Genomic DNA, 18,044 nt, shown 5'->3' with positions numbered 1-18,044 from the left:
AAAAATTAGAGCAAGTCAAAGAAGCCTCGCCTTTAATTGGAATAATGCATTCATTAAAAGAAGAATTGTATCAGATATTTGAAGAAACTAAAAACCTGGGTGAGGGAACTTTTAAAATAATTGATTGGTTAAATAAGGCTCAGAATTACTATAAAAAAAGTGTCTCAGCCATAAAACGATGGTTTGCTGAAGTCGTCGGGTACTTTGAAAAGAGAACAACCAATGGAGTCGTTGAAGGAGTTAACAATAAACTGAAACTATTAAAACGGTTGAGAAATACCACTCGCTAAAATACCGAGAATTTTATCTACATCTTTGAGATAATATTCGCTTAAATCAATGGACAAGGTTTGCCCTTCTAATTTAAGAAATTGCCAAATACTACCCGTCGTCACTGCACCGTAAATTGTTTTAATCTCACTTTCTGAACGCTGGTTAAAAATTTGGGACGCAACCATTGCCGCCGCACACTGACCCAGTCCGGCATTAATATTCTCTTTTTTGGCTTCTATAATTGTAATTACAGGTGCTGTTACGATCAGGATTTCTGGGGATTTAGTTATAATAAAATCGCAAGTTCCATTTAATCCTTTGGTTTCATCTACAGTAAAGTCTACCCCAGAAAATAAATTAATTTGCTCCTGTAATTGTCGGCGTAAATCAACTAATATGGGCGATATAATCAGTTCTGAACGAGCTTTTTCACTATTACTGCCTAATGCGATCGCTAGGTTATAGTCGAGGATTTCTGTCAATAATTTACTACTGGCTAATTCAGGAACATCGGCAAAAATATCACGTTTTTCTAAAGTCGTTAAGCCAAGCTCTTGTTTGGCTTTAGTTAAACTAAACTCGCTGTAGGACATACGATAATGCTCAAGCTATAATTTCTGCTGCTCCGGCTTCTCTATCCATTGCCGTATTGACCCCACTCTGAGCGTTCACGGCATTACGAAAACAGTGGGGAGGTTTGGAGTTTAGGGATTAGGAGAAAAATTGCGATCGCGCGGCTTGAGTGTCTTGGAGTTGCTGTTCTAAGCCTTGCCAGTCGCTTTGCTCAACCCGTTCAATCAATTCGTCGAGACAGTGACGATAGGATAAGAGCGATCGCAATAAAAAGTCCCGATTATAACGTGCCATCATCACCCCTAACTCCGGATTTCCGCCACCCACCCGACTGGTATCACGAAACCCGGAACTAGCTAACTGCTGTATTAACTCTAAGACAATCGGGTCAGTTTCATCGATACAAGCATTAATGAGACTCGCACTCACCATAACAGGCAGGTGAGAAATCCAAGCGACAGCGCGATCATGATCTTGAGGACTACAGAAATAGACCCGATTCGTGAGCGATCGCACCAAATGCTCAACCTGTTTCACGGCGGTGGGTGGCGTCGTATCCAGAGGTGTCAACACATAAGCACAATCAGTAAATAACCCCGATACCGCCGCCTCAATCCCATTCGATTCTCGACCCGCCATGGGATGTCCACCGACAAAATTATGCCACAGGGGGGTTACCGCTTCCACCACCGCCGTTTTCACCGAACCCACATCTGTGATAATAGTTTCGGGCGATAGGTGAGGAATTAACGCCTGGAGCATTGGCGCGATCGCAGAAATTGGTGTACAAATAAAAACAATATCAGAAGCTGCCAGTAGGTTCATTTTGACACTGGCGTCATCCACCACACCTAGTTCAATGGCTCTGTTGCAGGTATAGTCTTGGCGAGATACTCCCAAGACAGAATGACCCAATTTTCTCAAGTCCAGTCCCAGGGAACCCCCAATCAGTCCCAGCCCAACAATTCCAATCTTCATGATCATAGCCATCCACGTTAAGCTAATCAAATCCCTTAAATTAAGTTTTAGGCAAAGCTGGGTTTTAGGCAACTGGCAGTTCAATTAAGGATAGCATTTGAAACAGGAGGTGTGGAACTTAGAAGTAGAATCGCTCCCCATCAAGATTGAACCCAGCCCGCAGACAACTGGGCTAGCGTTGGTTAACGACAGCACAGGTGAGGTTGTCTGGGTAGCTGATTTACAGCACCGAGGCTTTCAAATTCGGGATGCATTAACAAAGATGGGCTGGTTCAAGGCATCCGTCACAAATACTGCACACCTATTCATAAAAAAGACGGTTATTCTTATGTACAGTAACCTGATTCTTTCTGAGGTTCAACGCCCCCGAAAGAATCCCCCGTTGCCTCCTCCCGTTATACCCATAAGGTTAACGGAGGTCTCCACGGGGGAAGAAAGATGAATGTGATGGAAATTCTCAAAAAATATGCCGCTGGCGTGAAAAACTTTTCCGGGGCAAATCTTGCCGAAGCCAACCTGAGTGGGATTAATCTCAGTGGTGCCGATTTAAGTGACGCGAACTTAAGTGTAGCCAACCTCAGTGGTGCTTATTTAATTGGTACAAATTTAAGTCGGGCACGACTTAATGTAGCCAGACTCAGTGGTGCCAATCTCTCCAACGCCAACTTAACCAAAGCCAATCTCAACGTTGCCAATTTGATTCGAGCGGACTTGGGGGGAGCGCAACTGACTCAGGCGGCGATGATTCGGGCAGAACTGATTCGTGCCAAATTAAGTGGCGCTAACCTAACAGAAGCGAATCTCAGTGGTGCGGATCTGCGAGAAGCCGCCCTCAGAAATGCCAAACTGCACCGGGCTAATCTTAGCGAAGCTAACCTACGGGGAGCTGTTTTAACAGGGGCAATTCTGGAGGGTGCTAATTTGAACGCCGCCGATTTGAGCCGTACTGATCTGAGTAATACCAATGTTCGACAGGCTGAATTCAAGCAAGCCAATCTCAGTTGTGCCAATTTAGCGGGTGCGGATCTCAGTGGTGCTAACTTACGCTGGACTGACTTGAGTGGTGCGAATCTCAGTTGGGCAAATCTGAGTGAGGCTAAGTTAAGCGGCGCGAATTTAACCGGGGCGGATTTGAGTCATGCTAATTTGCTCAATACCAGTTTAGTCCATGCCGATCTCACCCAAGCGCGATTAATTTATGCTGATTGGATTGGGGCGGACTTAACCGGGGCGACTCTCACAGGGGCAAAATTGCATGGGGTGTCTCGTGTGGGTCTCAAAACCCAAGGTATTGTCTGTGAATGGGTTGATTTGAGTCCAGAGGGCGATCGGTCTCGGGTTGTTACCCTGTCCAGCGAAGAAGTATCGCACAAGTTTTTTAACGAAACCTTACCCACCGTCACCATTATCATTGATGCCCCTTTAGATATAGCCGCGAATTTAGCCTTAGTCCGTGTTTATCATCAACTGGCGCAGAGTTTCCCCGTTCTCAATACAGCACCCAGCGTGAACGTTGGCGTGCGGAAAACCTCTTTGACCTTTAGTGCCAGTAATGCTGAATTGTTGATTATTGCTTACTTAGGAATTGTTCCGTTTAAAGATGCAACGATTACCCAAGAAAATATTATCGCACTGCTCAAGAAGCTAGAACCCAGTGTTCTGGAAAAGTGGGGCTTTAAAACATCCCAATCTATTCAAGAGTTCCTGAAAACCCTTGAACAAGGGATTGATCCGTCCAAAATGGCGGTGGATTTCAGAAAGTCGAGTCCTTTTTTCCAAGCTCCCACTCAAACCATCATCACTAACTCTAACAATCAAACCTGGACAGCTTACTACCATCCAGCCTTTGGCAAGCCGTTGATGCAATCTCAATAGGCAGAGGGAGCAATGTAGAGACGTGCCATGGCACGTCTGGGAGCAGGGGACGAATGACGAATGACTTATAACAACCATAGAAGAAAGTGTTATTCTCCACAGTATCGTGTTGTGTGAGGAAATTCAAGTTATGGTTACGTCTCCTGTCCGCCGTCAGGACTTATATCGTTTTGCCCCCAGACATCTACAAAAATCTTCGACCCATGGAACGCTAACGGATTTACCCCTAACCCTGCCAAAGACTCCCTTGTTTGGTACGGATGGCATTCGGGGACGAGTGGGAGAACTGCTTACGGCTGAATTGGCACTACAAATTGGGTTTTGGGCAGGTCAGGTCTTACATTCGCAAGCCTCAGCATTGGGTCCGGTGATTGTCGGACAGGATTCGCGAAACTCCAGTGATATGTTGGCATCGGCGCTGAGTAAAGGCTTAAACCTAGCTGGATTGGAAGTATGGAATATCGGGTTATGTCCGACGCCCGGAGTTGCCTATCTCACCCGTTTCTCAGAAGCCGTGGGCGGGGTGATGATTTCTGCCAGTCATAATCCCCCAGAAGACAACGGCATTAAATTTTTTAGCGCCCAAGGGACAAAACTGCCAGGGGAATTGCAGCAGCAGATTGAGGCGGGTATCCGAGGGATAGTGGATAAGGCTGTGGTTGCTCATAGCCAGGGTCACCATTACCACCGACCGGAATTAGTGGGACGTTATCTCGAATCATTGCGGCGTCCCCTGGAATCGGTGACCAATTTACAAGGGATGAAAATCGTCCTCGATTTGGCGTGGGGGGCTTCCGTGCACTTAGCGGAACAGGTTTTTGCACAGTTGGGAGCAACCGTTATCTGTTTACATAATCAACCCAATGGCGATCGCATTAATGTTAATTGTGGTTCAACTCATTTAACCTGCCTCCAGAACGCGGTACGAGAACACTCTGCCGATATGGGTTTTGCCTTTGATGGTGACGCCGATCGGGTGATGGCGGTTGATTGTGAAGGTCGAGTCGTTGATGGGGATTATATTCTCTATTTCTGGGGGCAAACATTACGACAAACGAATCAACTCCCTGACGATTTAATTGTTGCCACTGTTATGGCAAATCTGGGCTTTGAAAATGCCTGGAAAGCCAGGGGCGGCAAATTGGTGCGAACTGCTGTAGGCGACCAATATGTTCAGGCGGCAATGAATCGCAGTGGTGCCATGCTCGGCGGCGAACAGTCGGGACATATTCTTTGTTACCACTACGGCTTGACAGGCGATGGCATGTTAACGGCTTTGCATTTAGCCTCGTTGGTACGTCAGTCGGGGGTTTCCTTGAATACTCTGGTTGATCAAAGCTTCCAGACTTATCCCCAACTGTTGCAAAATGTGCGCGTCGAAAACCGCGATCGCCGCTTACATTGGCAAGAGTGTCAACCCCTGATGGATGCCATTGCCCAAGCTCAAACCGTTATGGCAGATCAAGGGCGCGTTTTAGTCCGGGCATCGGGAACCGAACCCGTTATCCGGGTGATGGTAGAAGCCGTTGAAGCTCAAATGGCAACGCACTGGACAGCCAAACTGGTTTCTGTTGTCGAAAACCATTTAGGTTAGAAGGCTCCAAGGCTCCAAGGCAATACTGCTCGCAGAAAACTATCATTTAACTTTTTCTCCCCCTGCTTCCAGACGTGCCATGGCACGTCTCTACATTGCTTCCCTGCTTCCAGACGTGCCATGGCACGTCTCTACATTGCTTCCCTGCTCCCCATGCTCCCCCTGCTCCAAGAACTCCCTCACTTGGGAATGTGCCACAATCGAAAGAGATAGGCATCGTGACAGCTTTGCCATGGTTAAATCAAAATCAAAATCAAAATCGAAAACTTCAAAAAAAGGAAAAAAGCAGTCAAAGCAGTCTGAAGCCCCTCTCCTGAGTCTGAAGGAGCAGCTAGCCCAAAAGCGTACAGCACAACGGCAGCGCCAAGAACTGATTCAATGGCTGTTCATGACGCTACTGCCAGGGATATTTCTAGGAGCGATCGCGAGTGTGGTTGCCGAACCGAAGATGGGTGTGATCGCCGGAGCTATCATACCTTGTTTTGGTCTGTCCTATAAATATCCCCGCAAGGCTCTGTGGCTATTTTTCATTTATATGCCCTTTAGCGGTACTGTTGTTTATAGCCTGGGTGGTAGCGCTCTACTCCAATTAGCCAAAGATGGATTGTATTTTCCTGCTCTAATTGGCTTATACCAACAGTGCAGACGCGAAAAGAAACCCTTTTTTGTTCCCCAAAGCCTAATGCCAACACTGAGTATTTGTTTGGTGTTGTCTCTTTTGACATTATTCTTTGTCAACGGTTTGCAGTTAACAGGCAAGGAATCAGGACAACCCTTTATTCAAGGAATTTTGGGCTTAAAAATTTTCCTGGGATACGCTCCCCTGGTTTTTTGCGCTCAACATTTGCTCAAAAGTAAAAAGGATTTGCTATTTTGTAGCCGTTTGCATCTAGGTCTGGCAATTATTTGCTGTGTCCTAGGGCTGTGGCAGTACATGATGCTCAAGCAGGGTATCTGTAAAGGTACGGATCATCTTTCCGGGGTTGAGTTATTTAAGGCAACCTTAGAGGCTCGGTGTTTTATTGGTGGGGCTTTGCTGTACAGTCCATCACAGAATATGATTCGCTTACCAGGAACTTTTGTGTCTCCTTGGCACTGGGGTTGGTTCCTAATTGCCAATAGTGCGTTAACGTTTGCTGCCGCATTCAGCGATTCGTCTTTTTTCTGGCGGATTGGGGGTTTGGTGGGAATGGCACTGGTTTTCGTAAATGCGGTAATCTGCGGTCAGCGAATTGCCTTGGCTTTGGTTCCAGCTATTACGATACTCTTGTTAATTCTTACAGGTCAGATAGCGAATCTCAAGCGGTTTATTCCGATTGGGGTAGGACTTGCCTTGGTGATTGCGATTGGCTTAGCTACGAATCCAGAACTGGTTCAGGAACGGATTGACAGTTTTCAGAGTCGTGCTGAGGCTTCACCACCGCAAGCATTCATTCAAGATCAATTTGAATGGGCGACTTATAACACCAAAGGATTGCTCGGTAATGGTTTAGGACGAGCTACTAATTCTACTCGCACCTTTGGGGATGTTTCACTGGTTGAAACCTATTATCCCAAACTTATCTTTGAAATAGGTATGATCGGTACCCTAGCGTTTTTGGCGTTTGTGACGCACTTGACATTTACTACATTTAAAGCAAAACAATCAGTTCGTGACAAAAATTTACGTAGTTTTGGCTCTAGTTATTGGGTCTTTGTTTTGATTATCAGTTATAACACCTATTGGTATCCTTTGGATACAGACCCCGTGGCTGTATACTACTGGTTCTTTGCTGGAGCAATCTTAGCCTTACCCGCGATAGACAGACAGGAACTGCGAAAACTTAAACTTGTCCAAGAACAGGATGAACCTGACGCGCAAAAAAACGGGAAAAAAAAGGTCTCTAAACCCCGAATTGCTACCCCAGTAGTCTCTTAGTGTATGAGGGGGTGAGGGGGTGATGAGGTGATGGGGAATTACCTCTTGCACTCAGTCGGGGCGGGTTTAGTCACATCTGGGTGAGGTAAAAAACGAGAGTAGTGAAACCCGCCCCTACACACTCAAAACTAAAAACTTTTCCAACAACTATAAGAAAAGCCGTGAATGAGCCGTTAATTTCAGTCATTATTCCCACTTACGAACGTGAAGAACCCTTGCGAGATACCTTAGAAGATGTACTCAAGCAAGAATATCCTGCTGTAGAAGTTTTAGTGGTTGATCAAACTCAAAACCATAAACCTGAAATCGAAGCCTATTTACAGCAATTAGCGAATGACCAGAAAATTAAATGGTTTCGGGTGAACTGGGCGAGTTTACCAGGGGCGCGAAACTATGGTGTGCGACGGGCGACGGGCGAAATTGTTGTGTTTATCGATGATGATGTGAAAATGCCCGCTGGCTACTTAGATGCTCACGCCCGTAACTATCAGCGTCAGGAGGTTGGAGCGGTTGCAGGGCGAGTGTTTGACCGGATGAAGCTGGCAGATTCTAAGAAGAAACATCAAGGAGATTATGAAATCGAGGATTTGCCACCTCAGGCGATGGACCCAGGAATTGCCTGGTATCACATTGACTTAGTGCATACGATCAAACCTCAGTGGGTGATTTCCGCCAGAGGCTGTAATATGTCCTACCGTCGGGACATTTTTACCAAGCATGGGATATGGTTTGACGAGCGATTTCGCGGGAGTGCGGTACGGGAAGAGTCGGATTTTTGTCTGCGATCGCGGCAAACGGGTTACCAGATTTGGTATGATCCCGATGCCTATTTGGTGCATCTAGGCGAAGAAACTGGCGGCTGTCATGATATTAGTACGCGATCGCTAAAATACCAAGTTACGTTTTATCACAATCATTTCTTGATGGCGCTGAAAAACCTCACCCCCAGTCAGCAGGTGCGCTTATTCGCTAAGCTTTTTGATTGTCACGTTCTGGGAAATCCACCCTGTAACAAGAGTGGTTCCCCAATCAAAATTGTCACTCGTGCAGGTTTCTACATTATCGGGTTTATCGACGCCCTGAAAAGTCAAATCCAGTCCAGTTGGGATCAGGGACAAATTTATACCAGGTTAGATGAAAAAGTTGATGGTTGATTGGGGACGTTTTGACCCTTTGCGACATTCAATGGACATGGTTTGTCGGGGCGGGTTTAGGGACTCTCTTGTCGCGATTGATAGTAACCTTAGTACAAAACCCGCCCTAACTCAGTGTTAAAATAACTCCCTATCTCCCTTAACTCCCTCATCTCCCCTATTCCCTGTTTCCTGTTCCCTCTAAAAAAGTATGAAAATTCTAGTTGCCAGTCATACCTATATTGTTGATCTCAACTGCGAAAAGCTACGGGAACTTGCTAAGTTAGAACCTGATATTGAAGTCACCGTAGTCGTACCCCGTCGTTGGCGTCCAGGGGGCGTTCAAAATAAAATTATTGAAACTCAACCGCGTCAAGAGGGTTCATTTCGAGTCGTACCTGTCTCTAACTTGAGCCAAAATAATCAGGGATTACTCACATTGGGCGCAGATATTATTCCCTTATTACGGGAATTTTGCCCCCAGATTATTCAGGTTGAACAAGGCGCCAAGTCATTAGGATATGCCCAATTCATTGCCTTGAATCAAGTTTTAGGACTAAAGGCAAAAAATCTATTCTTTACCTGGTGGAATTTACCCTATCAGGTAAATTTTCCTTTATCGATATTGCACGATTATAACCTCCAAAATACCCACGGACTCGTTGCTGGAAATCAGGATGCGGTGGAGGTACTCCAGCAGCATGGTTATCAGGGGGCTTCTATCGTTATGCCTCAATTGGGTGTGGATGATAGCCGATTTCGTCCCCAAGTCCAGCCAGACTTACAAAGCAAGTTAGGAATTCAAGAAGATGAATTTGTCGTCGGATTTGTAGGACGGTTTGTTGAAGAAAAAGGGTTATTAACTTTAGGGGAAGCTTTGGCGGGGATCAATGATCATCGTTGGAAGTGGTTACTGTTAGGGCGTGGTTCTCTGCAAACCGAGTTAATGGAAAAGGCGGTGGAATGGGGGATTAAAGACCGGATGATTTGGGTGGAGAGTGTTCCTCATGACGAAGTGCCAAATTATATTAATTTGATGAATGTTCTAGTCTTGCCATCTGAGACGACGTACAAGTTTAAAACTCTAACGGCGGCGGGATGGAAGGAACAGTTTGGTCATGTTTTGATTGAGGCGATGGCATCGAAAGTTCCTGTGATTGGGTCTGATTCTGGGGAAATTCCTCATGTGATTGGGGATGCGGGTTTGGTTTTTCCGGAGAAGAATGTAGAAGCGTTACGGGGTAAGTTGGTATCGCTGATGGAGCAGCCGGAGTGGGGGAATCAGTTGGCTGAATTGGGGTATGAACGAGCAATGAGGCAGTATACTAATAAGGCTTTGGCACGGAAGTTGTTGGATTTTTATCAGAGACTTATTGAATGATGAGACGGGGTATCAAAATTATATTTTTTAAACGCAGAGGAGCGCAGAGGTTTACGCAGAGGACGCAGAGGGGGTTACAGGATTGGTATTTGCTTTTTTTATCGGATTTTGAAATAGTTGGCGATGATATGAGGTAGCTATATTATTGGTTGGTGAGTCTAACAAATGATTAATGACGAATTAAAAAAATGCGGATTTTACAAATTGTTCCTTCAATTTCGCTGGTTTATGGGGGTCCTAGTCAAATGGTACTGGGGCTTTCTAAGGCGCTAGCGAATCAGGGAGTAGATGTTACTATATTGACGACAGATAGTAATGGGGATTTTGGTCAAGCGCCACTGGATGTTCCTTTGGATAAACCTGTCCCGCAGGATGGGTATCAGGTGCGATATTTCCGGTGTTCTCCGTTCCGTCGCTATAAGTTTTCTTTCTTATTATTACGCTGGTTGTGGCAACATGCAGGGGAATTTGATGTGGCGCATATTCATGCTCTATTTTCACCTGTGAGTACCGCAGCCGCAACAGTTGCCCGAAAACGAAATTTACCGTATATTTTGCGTCCATTAGGTACGCTTGATCCGGCAGATTTACAGAAGAAACGGCGATTAAAACAAGTTTATGTCTGTTTGTGGGAACGTGCTAATTTAGCGGGGGCGGCGGGTATTCATTTTACAAGTGAACAAGAGGCGAAGATTTCTCAACGTTTTGGTACGAATGCGCCGGATATTGTGATTCCTTTGGGGGTTACGCCTCCGGAGGAGTTGCATTTAAAGGGAGTAGATAGGGGAGATGGGGGAGATGGGGGAGATGGGGAAGAATTTCCTAGTTACCAATCCCCAATCCCCAATCCCCAATCCCCAATCCTATTATTTATGTCTCGAATTGACCCTAAAAAAGGATTGGCTTTACTGATTCCGGCTTTAGAAACGCTTTTAGCTGAAGGTTTAGGGTTTCAGTTTATCTTAGCTGGCGCTAATCCCCAAGCTCCAGAGTATGAACGTAAAATTCAACAACAGATTCAGACGTCGCCGCTATCGTCTCATACGACAATTACAGGTTTTGTAGAAGGGGAAGTAAAAGCGGCGTTGTTACAAGGGGCAGATCTATTTGTTTTGCCGTCTTATTATGAAAACTTTGGTATTGCTGTCGCCGAAGCTATGGTGGCGGGGACTCCTGTGGTAATTTCAGATCAGGTGCATATTTGGCAGGAGGTGAAAGGGGCGGAGGCGGGATGGGTTTGTGGGTGTGATGTGGCGTCGTTGACTCAAACGTTACGGGAAGCGTTAAGAGATGCTGGGGAACAGAAGCGGCGTGGGGTTAATGGGAGAGATTATGCACTACGGCATTATAGTTGGGATGCGATCGCCCAGACTATGATTGAGGCATATCAAAACATAACTGATAACTGATAACTGATAACTGATGTATTAATTTTCCTAATGGTTCGACAAATATTTCTTTACGGAGTTTTCAAGAAACTTTCCCTCAATCTTGACTACAATCTAGTTATCGTCTACCACAATCTCTATTGAGCACAGAGACAAATAATGCTGACCCAAAAAATTTACCAGAGAAAAATCAGTAACTCCTTTGACTTTAGTCAACTTTTTGCTCAAAGCATGCAAAAGGGTAAAATCAGTCTGGCTGACTGGTATGAATTACTGGTAATGCCGATGGATAATACCTTTACCTCAGATCATGAGGAGGCGGTGATTCGATTAATCTATGGGGTGCGACATGGTTTTGTTAAAGTCGTTGATAATGGTTAGTTGTTTCAAGCTAGCTACTGGCTATTGACTGATCGCGGTGGTTGCCCGATTTTATTCATAATGTCTATTTTCTTTCACGAAAACCTTTATCGAACATCCGCCCTGATGACACGGTTGCAGGAGTTTCCGGTAACTATCTGCGGGGCAGGAGCGCTGGGGGCAAATATGACTGAAAACTTGGCACGTTCAGGGTTTGGCAAGTTACGGGTAATCGATCGCGATCGCATCGAAGAACGAAATCTTTCCACTCAACTTTATTACAAATCTGATATTGGTGCCTATAAAACTAAAATTTTGACAAATACCCTCTATCGTGCATTAGGTATCACTATAGATGGGCGTGCCAAAGAACTAACGGCGGACAACTGTTCTCAATTACTCCGGGACAGTCATTTAGTCATCGATACCTTTGACAATAGTGTCGCCCGTCAAGGGGTGAAGGAGTATTGTCAACAGGTGCAGATTCCCTGTCTCCATGTCGGATTGGCGAGTGACTATGGGGAGATAATTTGGAACGATAGTTATCGCGTTCCCTCACCTGCCAATGATGATATTTGTGATTATCCCTTGGCACGAAATTTAGTGATGCTGCCATTCGCCGGTGATCCCCGGTTTGACGTTTAATCGCTGCCAATGCCGGGGGTTGTAATGGATCACTTCATCTGGAGTGGGCGGACGAGTGCCAACTAAACTCATGTCTCCGATTAAAACGTTCCAAAATTGGGGGAATTCGTCTAAGCTAGTGCAGCGCAGAAAACGCCCCACACGAGTGATGCGGGGGTCATTGTCATTCTTAAACAGGTGTCCTTCGACTTGATTGGGGATTTGGGCTTTTAGGGCATCCGCTTGCGGAATCATTGAGCGGAATTTCCAGATTCTGAAGGGTTTGCCGTAAAGTCCGTGGCGGGTTTGACTATAGAAAATATTGCCGGGACTATCGAGTTTAATGGCAATGGCGATGGGGAGAAAAATAATTCCTAGAATCAGGAGTCCGATTAGAGAACCCATAATATCGATGCAGCGTTTAAAAGTTGAATAGGTTGAAGGATGAAGCGAGAAAATTAATGGCTGATTGGTGAGTGGTGATCGCTGATGGATATTGTCTTCATCGCAACGATTTAGGTTAAGGGTAAATGCAGTCATTGGACTTGTTCCTTCAGTTGAGGCGACTTGAGATGTAATCGTGATTGATGGGGTGCCGAAAATGGACATGACACTCCGGTTGCTCAAAAATTCTGGATCTGTCCTTGGCGCTCTAATAGTTCTAGGTAGGAGATGGGTACGACTAGGGGCCAAAGAAGAGCGGCGATGGCTAAAAATATGACCGAGTGAAATTGGGTTTCGGGAGAGAGGTTTTCCTCACGTTGTAAAAAGTCTAGCCATCGCGTGAACAAAAGCGGTAGCATGATGAGGTAAAAGATGATTAAGCCGCTGAAAATGATGTTCAACATAGTTTCCTTGGTTGGTTGAGAGGTTGATTGAGTTTCTGATTATTACTCTGGTTTATTTCCTGCCTTTTATGCAAATGGTCAGGATTCTGTCAAAAATCTTTACAAATTTAATCGCCAATTCTGCATTCAGTGGATCGCCAGCTTTGGTAGCCAGGATAAATTCAATAAAGAATGTATTTAAAGATACATAAATTGGGTTTAATTCTGTAGTAGTTCGTCACTATAGCTATTGACACAAGTGAGGTGTTATGAGTTTAAGGAATAGGTGGAGTCGCGATCGCACCTATTCTGTCAATAGCTGGAACCTTTGCTGCGCCTGGTTTTCAATCCGAGTAACCCTGGCAAAGAGAGTTGAACCCCACCATCAAGCCGAGGGCGGCTAAACCCATGCCTGCAGAGGGTTCAGGGACGGACGTACAGTAGCCGCGATCGCAAATCCCCGATTTATTGAACTTGAAGGCGATAGTATGTTCCACCATCAAAGCGATTCAAGTCATAGCCAGCATCGAGTAATTCCGACTCAGACAGATACATAATATTGGTGAGAAATTCACCCGTTGAGATCCCCCCAAATCCCCCTTAAAAAGGGGGACTTTGAAAAAGTGTTTCGTTTGTCACCCGTAGGGCATGGCACGTCTGGAACATCGCTTCCTTCTTGCTCCCTCTCCCTCCCTTTCCCCCCTTTTCCCCCTTTTCCCCCCCCCTTTCCCCCCTTTCAAAGGGGGGCTAGGGGGGATAGGGGCTAGGGGGGCTGGGGGTGAGCTGACAGGTGTAGGTTTTTTACTTGAGGGTGGGGACTAGACTTGGAGGACAAGGATGGAAAGAAGACAAGGAGGAAAAACCGTACAGCATTTTGTTCGGTCAAGCTAACTTCTAAAAGCCGAAACGCCCTATTTTTCGTTCTCACTCTTCCTTGTCTACTGGTCTACCTGTCTACCTTGTCTTACCTCAACCCCAATCTTAAAAAACCTACCCTTGTGAACTGGGGGGGATGGGGCTGTAGCTTAAGTTGGCTTTGAGCCAGAACTTTAGTTCGAGGCTTGACTCAAAGCTTGCTGCAAACGGGGTTTATCTTGTCCTTTTTGATGCAGCAATACCCAAGACTCAATTAAATCAGGACCATGCACATCACCCGTGAGTGCAGCACGCAGGGAGTGCATGACTAAACCTTTCTTTACCTTTTGCTGTTTAGTCACCTGTTTGATGATTTCCCCTGCGGTTTCTGCACTAAATTCTGGGGTATTTTCTAAGGCTTCCAAAACCGTGTTTAATACATCTGTTGCCCCTTCTTTTTTAACTTGCTCAATCGCCTCTGAGGTCAACTCAACCGAGTCAGTAAATAACATCCGCGTCATCTCCACCGCATCCGGTAAGCGCGTCAGACTCGGACCAATAACGGCAGCTAATCGCTCTAACCAAGGGCGATTATTTTCAGGATCAATGTTATACCCCGCTTCTTGCCAGTAGGGAATTAGTAAATCAACTAATTCCGATGGTGGTTTTTTGTGCAGATATTGACTATTGAGCCAATCCAGTTTATCCCAGTCAAACTTTGCCCCCGCCTTATTCACCCGATCAAAACTAAACTGTTGAGCAGCTTCTTCTAGGGTAAAGATTTCCTGTGTCGAGTCGGGTGGTGACCAACCCAGAAGCGTCATATAATTTGCCATCGCTTCTGGGACAAAACCCATAGTCTGAAACTCAGAAATAGAGGTCACGCCATCCCGTTTAGAAAGTTTTTGCCCCTGGGGATTTAGAATTAAAGGCGTGTGAGCAAATTCGGGTACTGTTGCGCCGAGGGCTTCATAAAGCAAAATCTGTTTGGCAGTATTGGCAATGTGGTCTTCTCCTCGGATGACATGAGTTATTTTCATATCAATGTCATCAACCACTACCGCTAAATTATAGAGAGGCTGACCAATTTCACCTTGAGAAGCCGCCCGGGCAATCACCATATCCCCACCCAGATCACTCCCTTTCCAGGTGAGTTGACCGCGCACCATATCATTCCAGACAATCTCGCGACTATCGTCAATCTTAAACCGAATCACCGGCTCTCGTCCCTCCGCTTCAAAAGCGGCGCGTTGTTCTAGGGTGAGATGGCGGTGACGGTTATCATAACGAGGGGCTTCTTTGCGGGCTTTTTGGGCATCCCGGAGTGCCTTAAGTTCCGCTTCTGAGGTGTAACAGTAATAGGCTAACCCTTTATCTAAAAGGGTTTGAATGGTGTGGTGATAAAGGTCAAACCGTTTCGATTGAAAAATCGGTCCTTCATCCCAATTGAGTCCTAACCAGGTGAGACCCTCTAAGATATTCTGGGTATATTCGGGACGCGATCGCGTTTGGTCGGTATCTTCGATGCGTAGAATAAACTGACCGCCGTGGTGTCGGGCGAATAGCCAGTTAAATACGGCGGTTCTTGCGGTACCGATGTGGAAGTTTCCAGTGGGAGACGGTGCAATGCGGACTCTTACAGTCACAAGATCAATCTCTGGTGGTAGGGTTGGCTAAGTACTTTCCGGCTATTCATTGTAGCGTAGAGCGGCGCCCAGTTGAATGTCACGCTCCAGTCAGCCCTGAACTAAAGTTCGGGCTAAAAGCTTAAACCCGTTAAAACGGTTGAAAGACGTACTCATTGACAATCCCCCGGTTCAAAACTTAATTTGGCGTCCATATTACGTCATGAATTGAGCTAGAACTCATTCATTAGTTGCTAAGCGAATAGGTATCGCCCTCTGTTACAGCACTATCTGAATTTTCAAGCCTTTTACGGGACTGACGGGGCTCGAACCCGCAACTTCCGCCGTGACAGGGCGGTGCTCTAACCAATTGAACTACAGTCCCAATTTACGAGCCGAATACCATTATTACGAAGATCTATGGATTTGTCAAGCCCGTGACGAAAAAAATTTTTTCTTGGGGTTTGAGATGAGGGGTGTAGGGGAAGATGAGGAAGATGGGGAAGCTGTAGGGGCGGGTTTTACCACTAACGGGAAGGTTTTCACCCTTATATCACTCGCGCCCGCCCCAACGGATTACAAGCATTCTGCGACAAATGACTAATGACTAATGACTAATGACAAATCGCAGAAACAAATTCTCCCAAAAATGCTTCAACGACGATAAGTTAACCAGAACGCCTAATTCATGCCCAGAGGTTTCAACGTCTCTATCTCTCAATCGGTTCTCCTTGCCTTCTGTTTTAGCCTCTTTAGTGCCGATGCTATCGCATTCCCCGATATCCAAACCCATTGGGCAAAGGATTGTATTAACCAGATGGCATCTCGAAACCTAGTTACAGGTTACCCGGATGGCACGTTTCGCCCCAATGGTTCGATTACAAGGGCAGAATTTGCGGTGCTGATGCTGAATGCATTCCCCGACGCCGAGGTGAAACGCAGTGGTATCGCCTTTACAGATGTGCCACAGAGTCACTGGGCATATCGGGCAATTCAAGACGCTTATCAACGGGAATTTTTCTCGGGTTATCCGGGGCTGATTTTTCAACCGAGTCAACCGATTCCTCGTGTGCAGGCGATTGGGGTTTTGGCGGGGGCGAAGAATTACAGCATTCCCAGTAATCCATCGGGAATATTGCCACAATACTTCCAAGATGCCTCTGGTATTCCAGGATACGCCAGGAATGCGATCGCGGCGGCGGCGGTGAATACTCTGGTGGTTAATTATCCCACAGTGCAAAGGCTTCGTCCCAATGAACGGGCGACACGGGGCGAAGTGGCGGCGTTATTGTGTCGGGGGTTAAATATTTATGCGGTTCCGCCTCAGTATATTGCTGGGGTGGAAATTCATCCCCAACAGGTGCGGACATTACCCGGAGGACTGAATTCTGTTCCCACATTTAATAGTAATTATCCTGAATTAGTCACAAGTGAAGGGATTTTATTATCCACATTTTCCCCAACCGGAAAACCTGTTCCTTCCGCCCATCTTAATTTTCCCTTTCAAGGACGTTTCGATATTTTTACCCATCATATCGCTAGGGCAGAAACTCAGGCAGAAACTCGCCCCCTTTATCAGGGATTACTGCTGCACAATCCCACCGATAAACCGGTGACAGTTGAGGTTTTGCAAGGGGCAAGTTATTTGAGTTCTCCCGATGCGCCGTTTATTGTGACGTTACCCCTGAAAAATACGACAAGTCAAGCTCAAACGGTAACTGTATCGATGCAAACGCCGTTAAAAGATGAGGCAGGTACAGATAAGTTACTGTTTTTGAATCCACAAGTTGAGCGGGTATTTTTTAGAGGCACTGTTCGGGTCACTTATGAAGATAACCAAGGGGAAAGTCAGACACGCTATGTCCATTTATTTCAGCGTCGGGGACAACCGTCTAACCCCTTAGTTAGGTTAAATTTAGCGCCAGGGGAACAGCGAAATGTAAAGGTCGAGTTTATTTATCCACCCGATTCCACGCCGCCGCAGGTGTTGACAGTGAAGACGTTGGCGAGGTAGAAATCCTCACCCCCAGCCCCTCTCGTTCCCAGGCTCCTCTCGTTCCCAGGCTCTGCCTGGGAATGCTATCCCTCTCGTTCCCAGGCTCCTCTCGTTCCCAGGCTCTGCCTGGGAATGCTATTCTGGAGGCTCTGCCTCCCATAGTAGAAACGCCTCAAAACGGTATCTTTTGCCCTTCGCTACATCCACTTGAAAAACTTGTCACCAATGACACAAAATGAGCAGTTATTTCGTCAAGGGTTGAGAGGGTCATCTGCATAAAATATAGGGTCTTGAATAAGGCAGGGTGTATCTACTTTTTTTAGCCTTCCAGACTCTGGGAAGGGAATGCTCTTAGGGAGATTCCAGCCTGTCATAATCTCATACCAATTATCCCTGAGATTTGGGGTGTGGGTCATTCGGGGAAGGATTGGACATAGTAAAATAGGTAAATTTTAGGGCATAAGACACTAATTGAACCTAGGTTCGTAGTCGTCACTTTAGTGACTCAACGTTCAAGTGCTGACGACAAACTTTTAATTCAGAGACATTCCTTTTAACTCAGTTAGGATAAATTAGGAGAGAGTGCGATCGCAAACCCTACAACCCATCCTACTCACCCTCTCCTCCTGACTCTTCACTGACTC

19 protein-coding genes, 1 tRNA gene and 1 pseudogene are annotated in these 18,044 nt (G+C 46.0%); 13 read left to right on the top strand and 8 right to left on the bottom strand.

Going from position 1 to position 18,044, the window contains the following annotated elements; all coding sequences use genetic code 11:
• Nucleotides 1–290, top strand: a 290-nt coding sequence (locus tag RIM23_RS20780; protein WP_446368989.1) for a transposase, incomplete at its 5' end; no start/stop codon positions are given.
• Here RIM23_RS20780 and RIM23_RS20775 read toward each other — a convergent pair.
• Both RIM23_RS20775 and RIM23_RS20770 read right to left on the bottom strand, forming a co-directional pair.
• On the bottom strand, nucleotides 261–866 hold the full coding sequence (locus tag RIM23_RS20775) for a hypothetical protein (RefSeq protein WP_446368988.1): 606 nt from the start codon (nucleotides 864–866) through the stop codon (nucleotides 261–263). The two genes, RIM23_RS20780 and RIM23_RS20775, sit on opposite strands and share 30 nt — an antisense overlap.
• A 118-nt stretch (nucleotides 867–984) precedes the next feature.
• Nucleotides 985–1,824, bottom strand: a complete 840-nt coding sequence (locus tag RIM23_RS20770; RefSeq protein ID WP_446368992.1) for a prephenate/arogenate dehydrogenase — start codon at nucleotides 1,822–1,824, stop codon at nucleotides 985–987.
• 109 nt (nucleotides 1,825–1,933) lie between these two features.
• Between RIM23_RS20770 and RIM23_RS20765 the strand changes: the two genes are divergently transcribed.
• The 3 genes from RIM23_RS20765 to glmM all read left to right on the top strand — a co-directional run bounded on the left by RIM23_RS20765 (nucleotide 1,934) and on the right by glmM (nucleotide 5,293).
• Nucleotides 1,934–2,266, top strand: a complete 333-nt coding sequence (locus tag RIM23_RS20765; RefSeq protein WP_446368991.1) for a hypothetical protein — start codon at nucleotides 1,934–1,936, stop codon at nucleotides 2,264–2,266.
• Nucleotides 2,263–3,699: a pentapeptide repeat-containing protein gene (locus RIM23_RS20760; RefSeq protein WP_446337992.1), complete on the top strand. Its 1,437-nt coding sequence runs from the start codon at nucleotides 2,263–2,265 to the stop codon at nucleotides 3,697–3,699. The genes RIM23_RS20765 and RIM23_RS20760 overlap by 4 nt, the downstream gene beginning before the upstream one ends.
• 130 nt (nucleotides 3,700–3,829) lie before the next feature.
• Nucleotides 3,830–5,293 carry a phosphoglucosamine mutase gene (gene glmM / locus RIM23_RS20755; protein WP_446360601.1) on the top strand — a complete coding sequence of 488 codons (1,464 nt, stop codon included), beginning with the start codon at nucleotides 3,830–3,832 and terminating at the stop codon, nucleotides 5,291–5,293.
• Here the strand turns inward: glmM and RIM23_RS20750 are convergent.
• Nucleotides 5,290–5,415, bottom strand: a complete 126-nt coding sequence (locus RIM23_RS20750) for a hypothetical protein (RefSeq protein WP_446368987.1) — start codon at nucleotides 5,413–5,415, stop codon at nucleotides 5,290–5,292. The two genes, glmM and RIM23_RS20750, sit on opposite strands and share 4 nt — an antisense overlap.
• 110 nt (nucleotides 5,416–5,525) lie before the next feature.
• Here RIM23_RS20750 and hpsL point away from each other — a divergent pair, with 110 nt between their 5' ends.
• The 6 genes from hpsL to RIM23_RS20720 all read left to right on the top strand — a co-directional run bounded on the left by hpsL (nucleotide 5,526) and on the right by RIM23_RS20720 (nucleotide 12,118).
• The gene (gene hpsL / locus RIM23_RS20745; protein ID WP_446368986.1) at nucleotides 5,526–7,211 is read left to right on the top strand and encodes a hormogonium polysaccharide biosynthesis protein HpsL; all 1,686 of its coding nucleotides are present in this window, start codon (nucleotides 5,526–5,528) and stop codon (nucleotides 7,209–7,211) included.
• Between the two features lie 161 nt (nucleotides 7,212–7,372).
• The gene (hpsN, locus tag RIM23_RS20740; RefSeq protein WP_446368985.1) at nucleotides 7,373–8,365 is read left to right on the top strand and encodes a hormogonium polysaccharide biosynthesis glycosyltransferase HpsN; all 993 of its coding nucleotides are present in this window, start codon (nucleotides 7,373–7,375) and stop codon (nucleotides 8,363–8,365) included.
• Nucleotides 8,366–8,555: 190 nt separating this feature from the next.
• A complete protein-coding gene (gene hpsO / locus RIM23_RS20735; RefSeq protein ID WP_446368984.1) occupies nucleotides 8,556–9,725 on the top strand; it encodes a hormogonium polysaccharide biosynthesis glycosyltransferase HpsO in 1,170 nt (389 codons plus the stop codon).
• Between the two features lie 188 nt (nucleotides 9,726–9,913).
• Nucleotides 9,914–11,134: a hormogonium polysaccharide biosynthesis glycosyltransferase HpsP gene (gene hpsP, locus RIM23_RS20730; protein WP_446368983.1), complete on the top strand. Its 1,221-nt coding sequence runs from the start codon at nucleotides 9,914–9,916 to the stop codon at nucleotides 11,132–11,134.
• A 138-nt stretch (nucleotides 11,135–11,272) separates the two neighbouring features.
• Nucleotides 11,273–11,494 carry a hypothetical protein gene (locus RIM23_RS20725; RefSeq protein ID WP_446368982.1) on the top strand — a complete coding sequence of 74 codons (222 nt, stop codon included), beginning with the start codon at nucleotides 11,273–11,275 and terminating at the stop codon, nucleotides 11,492–11,494.
• 60 nt (nucleotides 11,495–11,554) lie between these two features.
• Nucleotides 11,555–12,118 carry a ThiF family adenylyltransferase gene (locus tag RIM23_RS20720; RefSeq protein WP_446368981.1) on the top strand — a complete coding sequence of 188 codons (564 nt, stop codon included), beginning with the start codon at nucleotides 11,555–11,557 and terminating at the stop codon, nucleotides 12,116–12,118.
• Here RIM23_RS20720 and RIM23_RS20715 read toward each other — a convergent pair.
• Nucleotides 12,083–12,637: pseudogene (locus tag RIM23_RS20715) on the bottom strand (sugar transferase); the annotation flags it as partial. The gene RIM23_RS20720 and the pseudogene RIM23_RS20715 sit on opposite strands and share 36 nt — an antisense overlap.
• An 83-nt stretch (nucleotides 12,638–12,720) precedes the next feature.
• A complete protein-coding gene (locus RIM23_RS20710; protein ID WP_446368980.1) occupies nucleotides 12,721–12,945 on the bottom strand; it encodes a hypothetical protein in 225 nt (74 codons plus the stop codon).
• Between the two features lie 248 nt (nucleotides 12,946–13,193).
• Between RIM23_RS20710 and RIM23_RS20705 the strand changes: the two genes are divergently transcribed.
• Nucleotides 13,194–13,328, top strand: coding sequence for a hypothetical protein (locus RIM23_RS20705; protein WP_446368993.1), 135 nt, complete (start codon nucleotides 13,194–13,196; stop codon nucleotides 13,326–13,328).
• Here RIM23_RS20705 and RIM23_RS20700 read toward each other — a convergent pair.
• The 3 genes from RIM23_RS20700 to RIM23_RS20690 form a co-directional block, all read right to left on the bottom strand.
• The gene (locus RIM23_RS20700; RefSeq protein ID WP_446368979.1) at nucleotides 13,269–13,424 is read right to left on the bottom strand and encodes a PEP-CTERM sorting domain-containing protein; all 156 of its coding nucleotides are present in this window, start codon (nucleotides 13,422–13,424) and stop codon (nucleotides 13,269–13,271) included. The two genes, RIM23_RS20705 and RIM23_RS20700, sit on opposite strands and share 60 nt — an antisense overlap.
• 549 nt (nucleotides 13,425–13,973) lie before the next feature.
• The gene (gltX, locus tag RIM23_RS20695) at nucleotides 13,974–15,425 is read right to left on the bottom strand and encodes a glutamate--tRNA ligase (RefSeq protein ID WP_446368978.1); all 1,452 of its coding nucleotides are present in this window, start codon (nucleotides 15,423–15,425) and stop codon (nucleotides 13,974–13,976) included.
• 290 nt (nucleotides 15,426–15,715) lie between these two features.
• Nucleotides 15,716–15,789, bottom strand: a tRNA-Asp gene (locus tag RIM23_RS20690).
• On the opposite strand from RIM23_RS20690, the gene RIM23_RS20685 reads away from it, so the two are divergent.
• Together RIM23_RS20685 and RIM23_RS20680 are read left to right on the top strand one after the other, a co-directional pair.
• A complete protein-coding gene (locus RIM23_RS20685; protein WP_446368977.1) occupies nucleotides 15,775–16,008 on the top strand; it encodes a hypothetical protein in 234 nt (77 codons plus the stop codon). The genes RIM23_RS20690 and RIM23_RS20685 overlap by 15 nt on opposite strands.
• 84 nt (nucleotides 16,009–16,092) lie before the next feature.
• Complete coding sequence (locus RIM23_RS20680; RefSeq protein WP_446368976.1) at nucleotides 16,093–17,418, top strand: DUF3370 family protein; 1,326 nt, start codon at nucleotides 16,093–16,095, stop codon at nucleotides 17,416–17,418.
• Nucleotides 17,419–18,044: the final 626 nt, after the last annotated feature.

Source organism: Coleofasciculus sp. G3-WIS-01 (genome assembly GCF_040223135.1).
Lineage (GTDB): Bacteria > Cyanobacteriota > Cyanobacteriia > Cyanobacteriales > Coleofasciculaceae > Coleofasciculus.
This window is presented reverse-complemented; position numbering and strand designations above follow the sequence as displayed.